The following is an 11,625-nucleotide window of genomic DNA, read 5'->3' as shown; positions in this document are numbered from 1 at the left end:
ATGCGCATTCGAGCGATCGCTGCGGGCACGCTGGCCCTGGGAGCGTTGGCGATGCCCAGTGCCGTCGCCGATCCCACCGGCACGCTGCCCCCGATGACGACGACCAACGGCGGGCCCATCATCGGCGGCGGGGGCAACGCCTCGCAGATGTCGCAGCAACTCAAGAGCCTCAAGGATCCCAACGTCCAAGAGGTCGACGGCTCGGACACGGCCCAATTCATCGCTGCCGCAGCCGGTATCGACGATCGCGACCTCGCCCTGCCGTTCATGGCGCTGCAGCGCGCGCTGGGCTGCCAGAAGGACAACGCCGGATTCGGCGCCCGCGGCTACCGCCGCAATGACGGCAAGTGGGGTGGCGCGATGCTCGTCATCGCCAAGAGCGCCTACCCGGACGTCGCCGCGATGAAGGCGTGCGAGATGTCCAACTGACGCAGGCCTTCGCTGGGCAGCCCGACGCAAATGTGCAACAGCGGATGGGCTTATCCGCCACAGACATTCAACGACAAGGGTGGCGACTTCATCGTGCTGCTCGCCGGCACGAATTCCGACTTCTGTACCGCGCTGAACGGGAACTACAAGGGCAACGCGTCCGCCTGGCCGTGAGCCGCGTCAGTCGTCGATGTGCGTTGGTGGGTCTGCGAAGGCAGCGCTTGACGAATGCTGGCCGGGACCCAGCGTCTGGCAGTTGGTATTGGTGACGTACACCGGAGCACCGTCACGCCCGGGTGCGGGGGGAAAGACGACGCACCGCTGCCAGGTTCCGTCGACCTGGACCGGACCGTCGCATTTGCTGATGACGGCGCCGCCCAACTGGCAGCCGGCGTTGGCCGGGGGCGCGGCGCCGACCAATGCGCCGGCCGACAGCACGGTGGCCAGTCCCACCACGATGAATTGCTTCATGCTGTAGGGACTCTAACGCAGCCAGAGGGGCGAAAGCTCGTCATTGCGGGTGGACGGCCGACCGGCGATGCGGACCGATCGGGCGAGGTGACACTGCGGAATTGGCCTTCGGCGGCAGCTGCCGAATACCGGACAGCAGGGGGGACAACAGCGATCGTGTCGGGCTAGCGTTGTGCCCGCTATCTAGCACTTCGCCGGTTCAACGAAAAGGAGCTTGGCATGAGCACAGTTACCTTCGAACGCGTTGCCGGCGTGCGAACTCCTGGTGGATCGGCGGCTTTAGGCCCCATGACTCACCTGCCGGGCCCCCGACTCCCGGTCAGCGTTCAGACTGCGGCGTGGATGACCAACCCGTGGAGGTTCATGGAGCGTTCGGCGGCTCGCTTCGGCGACACGTTTACTCTCAGACTGGCCGGTGAGGGGACCTGGGTGATGGTGTCCCATCCTGACGCGGTCAAAGAAGTATTCACCGGACCCCCAGAGCTGCTGCGGGGTGGGGAGGCCAATCGCATCCTGTTGCCCGTAGTCGGCGCCAATTCGGTGCTCCTGCTCGACGGTGAGGCGCATAAACAACAGCGCCAGCTACTCGTGCCGCCGTTTCGCGGCAACCACTTGCAGTCCTACGCGGACACGATGACCGCGATCGCCGAAAATGAAATCGCCCGCTGGCCGCACGGCGAGGTGCGTGCTGGTGCGTACCCGGATGCAGGCATTGACGCTGGAGGTCATCCTGCGCGCGGTGTTCGGGCTGTCCGAGGGCGGGCGACTCGACCAGCTGCGGATGGAACTCGTGCGCATGCTGACAACGGCAACGGGCAGTCCCGGGCGGCTTCTGTTGCTGGTTCTGAGCCCCCAGCGCGTCAGGGCAGCGCTGACACACAAGATGTTTCGCGCCGTCGACCGCTTGCTCTACGCCGAGATCGACGACCGGCGTCGAACAGATGGCCTGGACGAACGCGCCGACGTGTTGTCCATGCTGCTGAGGGCCCGCCACGCGGATGGCCGGCCGTTGAGCGATGTCGAGATCCGCGACGAATTGATGACGCTGCTGTTGGCCGGTCACGAATCCACCGCCAGCGCGCTCGCGTCGGCGGTGGAGTGGGTGGTCGGTCACCCCGACGTGCAGTCGCGACTTGTCGACGAGGTGCATGCGGGCGGGTACGAGTTCCTCGATGCCGTCGTGATGGAGACATTGCGCTTGCGGCCGGTTTTCTCGCTGGTCCCGCGGCTTCTGAAGGCACCGATGGAAATTGGCGGTGTCCCGTTGCCGGCCGGGGTGACGGTGGTGCCTTCGATCTACCTCATGCACCGGCGCCCGGACATTTACCCCGACCCGCCGCAGTTCCGGCCCGCCCGATTCCTCGAGCAACGAGCCGGGACGTATACCTGGATCCCGTTCGGTGGTGGCGTTCGCCGTTGTCTCGGTGCGGCATTCGCTCAATACGAGATGAGGGTCGTGCTGGCCACGCTATTTCGCCAATGCCAGGTGCAGCCGGTCGGCGAGCAGGCTGAGCGGGAGCCCGGCGCCTCGTTGGCGCTGGGGTGGCGACCCGTGCCCGAGCCCTGTCGACTTCGGGTTTGCATCGAAAGGTGAGGCTGACGGCCGACGAAAGATGAGATCTGCTGCGCCGCATGTGGTTTCATCCACTTCGTCTGGGCCTAGCCGGCGTGCTGATATCCGCGGCGGCCCCGGCCGAATACCGGGCAGCAGGGGGTCGAAAAGCCGGGTAGCAGGGGGGACAACGACGGTCGAGTCTGGCTACCGTTGTGGCATCCAAAGGTTCACATAACGCCTTCTTCGGGAGCGCTATGAGGATCCATGAATTGAACAAAAGGAGACCGTTATGAGCACCTTGATCACCTTCGACCGCATTGAGGACATCCTCGCCCCCAGCTGTTCCGACGAAGCGTTGGAAAGTGCCGGCGCCACGCGCATGGTGGCCACCATATTGACGCCGACATGTAAGTGACAATGCCTTCGGACTCCTCACCAGTGTCCACCCCTGATTGGCGAATCCCATTCCCCGCCGAACTGCCGACCTTGCGGGGAATGCGATTCGTGACAGACGGCCGCCGAAAACCGGTGTGGCAGAAGAGCTACTCGGCCGTTGGGTGCGCACCGTCGGGCCAGGACGTATTCGGGCTCTGGATCGGATTCCCTACTCCGAGTGTCACAGCGAAACTTCAGGTACTGTTTGCCGTAGTTCGCGGCTGCTGGCCGCAGACGCCGGTTCGGCGTGATCCGGGAGATCGCGATGGAAGCTTTCTTCGAGCGCCTCGTTTTTCGCGCTGCGACCATCGACGAGCTGCTGTCTGACGCGTTCGAACAATTGCCCGGCCAAAAGAGCGACAGCGAGTTGGCCGCCCGTCGTCTCGCCGCATGGTGCCGGTCCTCGGCCAGTGGCGACTGGTCGCTGTTCGCTCGCCGGCTAGGACGAGACGGACTATCGATCGACGGCGTGTTGGCAAGGTTCGCCACCATCCGTCGCAACGCTGCCCGACCGGTACCGACGTGGATCGACGACGCGGTCTGGATCTGTGAAGCATCGCAGACCGCCACCAGGACAGTCTCGAAACCATTTGCGCCCCAAGCGGAGTCTTGCGCGTTCGACGATTTACTGGAACCGGTGGTGCGCGACGCGGAAGCACGTCTTTGGTCCGATGTTGGCGGTCGCGTCGACCCCGCCGTGGGTGAGCGGGCGCGCGCAAGCCTGCGCCGGGCACTCGTGGTCGATCTATCTGACCTCGCGGCCCCCGCGATGTACGAACGTTTCGCCAAGGCGCGAAAGGACGACGCGGACCTGATCGTTCACGCCGACGGGGCGCACAGCCGTTCGACGGCCCGCTACCAGGATTTCGTTTCCGAGATGCAGGCGGGGGAATGCGTCGCCTGTTCGACGCCAAGCCCGTCTTGCTGCGACTGATGGCCTCGCTCACCCGGCAGTGGATCGACGCATCAGCCGAACTGGTCAGACGGCTTGACGCCGACTTGCCCGCGATTCGTCACGACTTGTTTGGAGTCGACACGTGCGGCGAAATAGCCAGTATTGGTGGTGGCCTTTCTGATCCGCACAACTTCGGCCGCAGTGTCCGAACCATTCGCTTCGACGACGGTTCGCGAGTCGTGTACAAACCGAAGGGTCTCACCGTTGACCGAGCGTGGTACGCGCTCATCCAGCGACTGAACCGCAGCGCTCCGATCGACCTGCAGGTGCCACGTGTGCTGGCGCGCGCCGGCTACGGCTGGACCGAATTTGTCGATCACACGAGTTGCCAAGAACCGCAAAGCTTTCGGAGATATTTTCGTCGAGCCGGGGGGTGGTTGGCGCTCTTCCACTGCTTCGCCGGCGTCGACATGCATCAAGAAAACATCATCGCCCGCGGTGAGCACCCCGTACCGATCGATCTCGAGATGATCCTCCAGGCGGCTGACGCACCCGGCGGCCTGGATTCCGACGACGGCGCGGGACGGGCATACCAGGCCGCGACAGAAAAGCTCAGCAACTCGGTCCAGGAGATCGGAATGCTTCCCGTCTACGGCAAGCATTCCAACACAGTCTTTTCGATCGGCGGAGTGACCTCAAACCCTGCACCTCGCGTCAAGCTGATGTGGACCGACATCAATTCCGACACGATGCGGCCGACGAAAGTTGCTGACAGCGGCACGATTTCAAACTTGCCGCATATCGAGGGCCGCCATGCCCGGCTCGGCGATCACCTCGATGACTTCATCTCGGGTTTCAACGACTACGCGATGTTCCTTCGCCGGCAGCGTCGGGACGACCTTTTCGACGGCTTCGCCGGATTGACGATCCGCAAAGTCGCCCGGCCGACCAGGTTCTACTACATGCTGCTGGAGCGTCTCAAAGATCACCGCACGATGGACGACGGTGCCATCTGGTCTGCTCAGGCCGACTTCGCCGCCAGACTTGCGGATTGGCAGCAAGACTACGATCCCGTGTGGCCGCTGCAACGCCTGGAACGGGCGGCCGTCGTCGACTTGAACGTGCCGCATTTCACGATGACCAGCGTTGGTCATGAAATCCGCGACGCGGCCGGAACTTCAATCCCGGTGCGGGGGACGTCGGGCCTCGACCGCGCGCGTGCCCGCCTCCGCGACCTCGACAGTGAGGAAATCGCGTGGCAGGTCGAGGTGATTCGACAGAGCACCGACAGCCTTAGACAAAAACCGCGAGAAGCCGAGCCCAACCGGCTGCACGGCCTCGTCACGACGGGTGAGCCCAGCCACGAAGTATTCGTGGCGGAAGCCGACACGGTCGCCCGAACGCTATTCAGCCACGCCCATTTCGAGGGTCCTGGCGCGGCCTGGATCGGCCTCGACTGGCTCGGCGACTCCGAGATCTCACAACTGATTGCGCTCGGCGACGACTTCTACAACGGCACATGCGGCATCGCACTCTTTCTCGCCGCACATGCTGCCGTTGCGGGCAGCACATCATCGCGGGACCTCGCCATCGCCGCCCTGGCCCGGCTCCGCGAGACCCTACGAGGCCGTAATCCAGCACAGACCGCACGCTTGCTCGGTCTGGGCGGTGGGCTCGGTCTCGGATCGATCGTCTACAGCCTCGCGGTGATCGCCGCGCTGCTCGATGCCGACGATGTGCTATCGGACGCTCACCGGGCGGCGAAATTGATTGCCCCCGACGTCATTTCGGCGGATCGACAACTCGACATCCTGGCCGGCAGCGCGGGCGCCGCTTTGGGCCTGCTTCGCCTTTATCGCCAGACCGGTTCCAGCGATGCACTTGAGCGCGCAACCAATTGCGGCAGGCATCTGCTAGCCGAGCCCCGCGTTGGCCCCGTCGGCCGCCGCAGCTGGCCTGCGCCCGGTTCCGGCCGCCCGCTCAACGGCATGCCGCGCGGAGCCGCGGGCTTCGCCTACGCACTGGCAGTATTGGCCTCGGCGACCGGAAGTGATGAGTTCGCAAGTGTTGCAGAGGAATGCATTGCCTTTGAGAACGCGAGCTTTGATGCCGAGCGCAGCAATTGGCCAGACACATTTAGCGGCTCCGACACGACATGGTCCGGTAAGTGGTGTCGTGGCGCACCGGGCATCGGCCTGGCCAGGGTGGCGATAACAAAGCACACGGCGCTGCGCGGCCAGCCCATCGTGACGGACATTCGCCGCGCGCTGGTGGGGGTAGAGCGGGCCTGGCCGGCATCGACCGACACGCTCTGCTGCGGGACGCTCGGCAGCATCGAATTCTTGTGGGAAGCCGCCGACGTGCTCCGCCGGACCGATCTGCGCGACACGGCCACCCAGCGGCTGCTAGCGGTTGCACAGACTGCGAGGTCAAGCGGCAGCTATCGATGTAACGGCGGAATCAGCCGCTTCAATCTTGGTCTTTTCCGCGGGATTGCCGGCGTCGGCTATACGATGCTGCGGCGCGTCGACCCTTCCCTGCCCAACGTCTTGATCTGGGAATGAACAAGCTAAGTGCTGCTTACCGGGTACCAGGGGGTTAAGAAGCCAGGCAGCAGGGACGACACCGGTGATCGTGTCGGGCTACCGTTTGCGGCGGCCAGGGCTCTCAAAGCCGCTCTGTGCAGCTTCACGCAATGCAACGAAAGAAGACGACATGAGCGCAGTGCGCACCCATGACGACACCTGGGACATCAAGACCGGTGTCGGGAGTACCGCGGTGATGGTCGCTGCGGCCCGTGCTGTCGAAACCGACCGGCCCGACCCGTTGGTCCGCGACCCGTACGCCAAATTGCTGGTCGCCAACGCCGACGCGGACCTGTTATGCGTAGCGATGCTCGACCCGGCGATGGTGGCCAAGCTCGAAGCTATCGACGCCGAAGTCGCGGCCACCGTCGCGCACACGCCCGACTATCACGCCGTGCGGACAAAATTCTTCGACGCGTACTGCAACGACGCCGTTGCCGGCGGAATCCGGCAGGTCGTGATCCTGGCGTCGGGACTGGATTCCCGTGCCTACCGCCTGGATTGGCCGACCGGGACCACCGTGTACGAGATCGATCAGCCCAAGGTGCTGGCATACAAGTCCACGATGCTGGCGGAAAACGGGGTGGCGCCTACTGCAGATTGCCGCCCGGTGCCCATCGACTTGCGCCAGGACTGGCCCTCCGCTCTGCGTGCCGCGGGCTTTGACCCGACGGCACGGACCGCTTGGTTGGCCGAGGGGCTGTTGATGAACCTGCCCGCTGAAGCGCAGGACAAGCTTTTCGCCGAGATCGGTGAGCTCAGCCCCGCGGGCAGCCGGCTGGCGGCCGAAACCTCGCCCCGGCACAGCGACGAGAGACAAGACCAGATGCGCGAGCGATTCAAGGAAGTCGCCGACGCGCTGGGCTTCGAGGAGGCCGTGGACGTGCTTGAGCTGACCTACCACGACGAGAACCGGGCGATCGTTGCCGACTGGCTCAACAACCACGGTTGGCGAGCCGCGGGCCAGAGCGCGCTGGACGCGATGCACCGGGCGGGCCGCTGGGTCGATGTGCCGATGGCAGACGACAAGGCTGCGTTCGCCGAGTTTGTGACCGCGGAGCGACTGTAGACGCATTCAGGCCGAAGACGGAATCGTGGCCCGCAGTGTGGTGCCGCCGCCCGGCGGGCTTAGCACGCTCAACTGGCCACCGAGCGCTTCCACTCGGTCGATCAAACCGATGAGTCCCGACCCATTGTTGCTGTCGGCACCCGCGGCGCCGTCGTCGCGAACGGAAAGCACCAGATCCGATCCGTTGGTGTGGGCGTCAATCTCTACCCCGGACGCATGCGCGTGTCGAGCGGCGTTGGTGAGCGCCTCGGCGACAACGTAGTACGCCGCGACTTCGGCCGATTCCGAGAATCGGCCCTTGAGTTCAACGCGGACCTTGACCGGGATGGGGCAGTGGCGGGCAAGGTCCCTGAGGGCCGGACCGATACCGCCGCTGGATGCGATCGCCGGATGAATGCCCCGGGCGATCTCTCGGAGATTTGCCGACGCCGCGGTCAAGCCGGCTACGGCGTCGGACATTTGTGCCTTGAGCGGCTCGAGTTCGGCGGGCACTTCGGCCTCGATGGAGCGCAGTTGCAGCGCCAGAGACACGAGCCGTTGCTGCGCACCGTCGTGTAAATCGCGCTCCAGCCGCCTGCCCGCATCGTCGGCGGCGGCGACGATGCGGGCGCGGGAAGCTGTCAGTGCGACCTGGGCTTCGGCATTTGCGATGGAGGTGGCGACGAGCTCGGTGAATTCGCCGAGCCGTTGCTCGGTGTCCGGCGGCAGTGGGCGCGCCTCGCGCGATCCGGCCACCGCGGCGCCCCACAACCGGCGTTCGACGAAGATCGGCGTTGCCACCCCGGCGCGCAACCCCAGCCCGCGGATGAGCGTGGGGATGGCACCGACCAAATTTTCGTTGTCATCCACTCGGGCAGGCCGCCCGGTGTCAGCCACCGCGGCAATGATGTTCTCGCCGTCTACGGGCCAGCGACTGCCGACCGGCTTCCGCTGGGTCTGCCCCGGATAGTCGTGGGCGGCCATCAGTGTGGCGGTCTTGTCAGGTTCATAGCGCCACAGCGACACGTCGGTCACCGCGAGGCATCGTGGGTTCGTCCGCCACCGCCGAGAAAATTTCGGATGCCGGCGTTCTGCGTGCCACCAAATGTCGCGACCCGGCGTAACGCGGCTTGTTGATCGGCCAGGGCGGTGAGTGCCTCGCGGCTCGCCTCGGCTTGTTGCCGACGTTGCTCTGCGTCGGCCGCCCGCGTTCGTACGGTGCGCGCCAAAGCGTGCGCCACCAGCGCGACGACGGCGACGACGACGAAAAAGACCCAGTCCTGAACCTGGGCCAGGCCCGGACCATGGTCGGGCCAACGACGGAAATGCGCATACGCGATCGCACTTATCACCGCCATCGCGGCGGTCATACCGGCACCCCAGCCGGTTGCGACGACCAAGACTCCGATCAGATACAAGACCCCGAACGCGTTGTCGGCGCCGGTGAGCTTCTTGAGTAGCAGCAGCACGACCGTTTCGACCGCGATGAATCCGCCTGCTACCGCAATCGCCGGCGCGGTGGGCAGTGGTGATCGTGACAGCAGCATCGACCTCAACCGGCCCGGTATTCGTGGTCTTGCCGTGGTCACCGTGATCGCTAGTCAGCGAGCCTCTAGGAACGTGACGACCGCGCGGACGCGGCGGTGATCGTCGCGGGCCTCATGCAGGCCCAATTTCGTCAAGATGCTACGAACGTGCTTTTCCACCGTGCCTTCTGCCAGCCACATCCGCCGCGCAATGCCGGCGTTTGAGCGCCCCTCTGCCATCAGGGCCAACACTTCCTTCTCGCGTGAACTCAGCGCGGCGAGTGGATCGTTGCGTTCGCCCGCGGCTACCAATTCGCGAATCAGACCCGGATCGACCACCGATCCACCGTCGACGATCCGCTCGAGCGCATCGAGAAAGTCAGCGACATCGGCAACCCGAGGTTTCAGCAAATATCCCACAGCACGGCCGCTGGCCAGTAGCTGGAGCGCGTGTTCAACCACGACGTGGGCCGACAGAACCAGCAACCCCACACTCGGCATCTCCGCGCGGATGGCCGTCGCCGCATCGAGCCCGTCGGTGGTGCCAGTGGGCGGCATTCGGATGTCGACAATCACCAGATCCGGCTGTTCGGCACGGACCAGTTCCACCAGGCCCACGGCGTCGCCGATTTGGCCCACCACGTGATAACCCGAACGGGTCAGCAGGGGCTGGCCAGCCCTTCCCGCAGCAAGACATCGTCGTCGGCTAACACGACCCGCAAACCTGGCTGCACGGTCACGTCGATCACTTCGCTGAGGACACCACGCGATAGTGGGAGCGTAATTGCAGGTAGCAGGTATGCCCAAGTGAAGCTGGCGGCGGGTTCGAAACGGGTGCCAGCGGTGGCGACCCGGATCCCGTCGACCGGAAGAATCCAGGTTGCGTGGCCGCCTCGAGTGACCACCGCCCTGCCCGGCCGGGCGCAGCACCTAACTACGGAGGAACCGTGTCAACCCATCGCACGGGGCTGATGGTACCCGGTTCGACGCACACGTCGTGGCGACGGGAGTGCGACCCTGCGGCCGAGATCCCGGTGCCCGCCGCCTCCAGCGGCCAACCGGGCACCGGTGCATATATCCATCCCGACAAGCTGGACGCCGCGCTGTTTCGGATCGCCGGCGTGTGCGTGCTCGCCTTGGTGATGGTGAACCTGGACATCACCGTCATCAGCGTCGCGCAACGCACCTTCATCAGCGCATTCCATTCCACCCAGGCGATCGTCGCCTGGACAACGAGCGGCTACTCACTCGCGCTGGCCACCGTCATCCCGCTCGCGGGATGGGCGGCCGACCGGTTCGGCACCAAGCGACTGTTCATGGGATCGGTGCTGGCGTTCGCTTTCGGCTCACTGCTGTGCGCAAACGCCCCAAACATCGCCTCACTCATCGCATTTCGGATGGTGCAAGGTCTCGGGGGCGGCATGTTGATGCCGCTGGCGTTCACCATCATGACGCATGCGGCCGGCCCGCAGCGGCTCGGTCGCCTGATGGCGGTGCTGGGTATCCCGACGCTGCTCGGCCCGATCGGCGGGCCGGTGCTGGGTGGTTGGCTCATCGATACCCATAGCTGGCAGTGGATCTTTTGGATCAACGTGCCGATCGGCCTGACCGCGTTCGTGCTTGCGGACATCGTTTTCCGCCAGATCACTCGACGCCGTCGAAAACCTTCGACTTCCTCGGCATGGCGCTGCTGTCGCCTGGCGTGGCGACGTTTTTGTATGGGGTGTCGTGCATCCCGGACGTCGGCACCGTTGCCGACCGCCAGGTCTGGACTCCGGTGGCGATCGGTCTGGCACTGATCACCGGGTTCGTCGTTCATGCCCTCTACCGTGCGGATCATCCGCTCGTAGACCTGCGGCTATTCAAGAACCGCGTGGTCGCGATCGCGAACTCGGCCATGTTGTTATTTGCCATCGCGTTTTTCGGTGCATGGGTGTTATTGCCGAGCTACTTGCAACAGGTGCTGCACCAGACACCGCTGCAGTCCGGGATCCACATGATCCCCATGGGACTCGGCGCCATGGGGACCATGCCGCTGGCCGGAACGTTCATGGACAAACGCGGTCCGGGTAGGGTCGTGCTCGTCGGCCTCTCGCTGATCGGCGCGGGCATGGGAACCTTCGCCTACGGCGCCGCCACACAGGCGGCTTACCTGCCCACGCTGCTGGCCGGGTTGGTGATCATGGGCATGGGTATGGGCTGCACCATGATGCCGCTATCCGGCTCGATGGTGCAGGCTTTGGCTGCGCATCACATCGCGCTGGGTTCGACGCTGATCACCGTCAATCTGCAGATGGCCGGGTCCGTGGGTACCGCATTGATGTCGGTGATCCTGACCAACGAGTTCAATCGCAGCGAAAACATTTCCGCTGCAACCAAGATCGCGATCCTGCGACAGAATGCCGCCCGGCTCGGAGTACCGGTCGACCCGGCCGCCCTACCCCGTCGACCCCTTGCCCCCGACTTCGCGAGCGAAGTACTCCACGATTTATCCCGCGCCTATTTCGTCGTGTTCGTCGTCGCGGTCTTCCTGGTCGCGCTGACGTGTATCCCCGCTGCGCTTCTGCCGAGGAAGCGGCGTCCTGGGCGGGCCAGACATGACGAGCGCAGGCTAACCGCCGCACGCGCCTCGGTTCGCATGAGGCCGATCAGAGCGAGCGCACACAGCGACAACTGAACGT

The 11,625-nt window shown here is 64.8% G+C and carries 8 protein-coding genes and 4 pseudogenes; 8 read left to right on the top strand and 4 right to left on the bottom strand.

Going from position 1 to position 11,625, the window contains the following annotated elements:
* A pseudogene (locus T428_RS28020) lies at positions 1-603 on the top strand (hypothetical protein).
* 6 nt (positions 604-609) lie between these two features.
* Here the strand turns inward: T428_RS28020 and T428_RS0113810 are convergent.
* Positions 610-900: a CDGP domain-containing protein gene (locus tag T428_RS0113810; RefSeq protein ID WP_025736947.1), complete on the bottom strand. Its 291-nt coding sequence runs from the start codon at positions 898-900 to the stop codon at positions 610-612.
* A 219-nt stretch (positions 901-1,119) separates the two neighbouring features.
* On the opposite strand from T428_RS0113810, the pseudogene T428_RS36100 reads away from it, so the two are divergent.
* The 6 genes and pseudogenes from T428_RS36100 to T428_RS0113790 form a co-directional block, all read left to right on the top strand.
* A pseudogene (locus T428_RS36100) lies at positions 1,120-1,506 on the top strand (cytochrome P450); the annotation flags it as partial.
* 85 nt (positions 1,507-1,591) lie between these two features.
* A complete protein-coding gene (locus tag T428_RS28015) occupies positions 1,592-2,494 on the top strand; it encodes a cytochrome P450 (protein WP_211243955.1) in 903 nt (300 codons plus the stop codon).
* 250 nt (positions 2,495-2,744) lie between these two features.
* Entirely contained in the window at positions 2,745-2,870 is a 126-nt protein-coding gene (locus T428_RS35450; protein ID WP_281173865.1) for a hypothetical protein, read from the top strand.
* 657 nt (positions 2,871-3,527) lie between these two features.
* On the top strand, positions 3,528-3,824 hold the full coding sequence (locus tag T428_RS33615) for a hypothetical protein (RefSeq protein WP_211243954.1): 297 nt from the start codon (positions 3,528-3,530) through the stop codon (positions 3,822-3,824).
* The gene (locus T428_RS28010) at positions 3,782-6,349 is read left to right on the top strand and encodes a type 2 lanthipeptide synthetase LanM family protein (protein WP_051465235.1); all 2,568 of its coding nucleotides are present in this window, start codon (positions 3,782-3,784) and stop codon (positions 6,347-6,349) included. Before T428_RS33615 ends, T428_RS28010 begins: the two co-directional genes overlap by 43 nt.
* A 151-nt stretch (positions 6,350-6,500) precedes the next feature.
* The gene (locus T428_RS0113790) at positions 6,501-7,439 is read left to right on the top strand and encodes a class I SAM-dependent methyltransferase (RefSeq protein WP_025736946.1); all 939 of its coding nucleotides are present in this window, start codon (positions 6,501-6,503) and stop codon (positions 7,437-7,439) included.
* Between the two features lie 6 nt (positions 7,440-7,445).
* Here T428_RS0113790 and T428_RS28005 read toward each other — a convergent pair whose 3' ends face one another.
* The 3 genes and pseudogenes from T428_RS28005 to T428_RS28000 all read right to left on the bottom strand — a co-directional run bounded on the left by T428_RS28005 (position 7,446) and on the right by T428_RS28000 (position 9,666).
* Positions 7,446-8,453: a GAF domain-containing sensor histidine kinase gene (locus T428_RS28005; protein ID WP_245604903.1), complete on the bottom strand. Its 1,008-nt coding sequence runs from the start codon at positions 8,451-8,453 to the stop codon at positions 7,446-7,448.
* Entirely contained in the window at positions 8,450-8,965 is a 516-nt protein-coding gene (locus T428_RS34565; protein WP_245604902.1) for a DUF4118 domain-containing protein, read from the bottom strand. Before T428_RS34565 ends, T428_RS28005 begins: the two co-directional genes overlap by 4 nt.
* Before the next feature lie 54 nt (positions 8,966-9,019).
* Positions 9,020-9,666 (bottom strand): annotated as a pseudogene (locus tag T428_RS28000) (response regulator).
* Between the two features lie 249 nt (positions 9,667-9,915).
* Here T428_RS28000 and T428_RS27995 point away from each other — a divergent pair.
* Positions 9,916-11,621 (top strand): annotated as a pseudogene (locus T428_RS27995) (DHA2 family efflux MFS transporter permease subunit).
* Positions 11,622-11,625: the final 4 nt, after the last annotated feature.

It is taken from the genome of Mycobacterium genavense ATCC 51234, from assembly GCF_000526915.1.
GTDB classification, from domain to species: Bacteria; Actinomycetota; Actinomycetes; order Mycobacteriales; family Mycobacteriaceae; genus Mycobacterium; species Mycobacterium genavense.
Note: the sequence above shows the minus strand (reverse complement) of the source record. Positions and strands in the feature narration are given on the sequence as shown.

What these genes read in the sequence shown, in the direction of transcription:
- T428_RS0113810 (WP_025736947.1), bottom strand. Translation starts at nt 900, where the DNA reads ATGAAGCAATTCATCGTGGTGGGACTGGCCACCGTGCTGTCGGCCGGC.
- T428_RS34565 (WP_245604902.1), bottom strand. Translation starts at nt 8,965, where the DNA reads ATGCTGCTGTCACGATCACCACTGCCCACCGCGCCGGCGATTGCGGTA.
- T428_RS28010 (WP_051465235.1), top strand. Translation starts at nt 3,782, where the DNA reads ATGCGTCGCCTGTTCGACGCCAAGCCCGTCTTGCTGCGACTGATGGCC.
- T428_RS0113790 (WP_025736946.1), top strand. Translation starts at nt 6,501, where the DNA reads ATGAGCGCAGTGCGCACCCATGACGACACCTGGGACATCAAGACCGGT.
- T428_RS35450 (WP_281173865.1), top strand. Translation starts at nt 2,745, where the DNA reads ATGAGCACCTTGATCACCTTCGACCGCATTGAGGACATCCTCGCCCCC.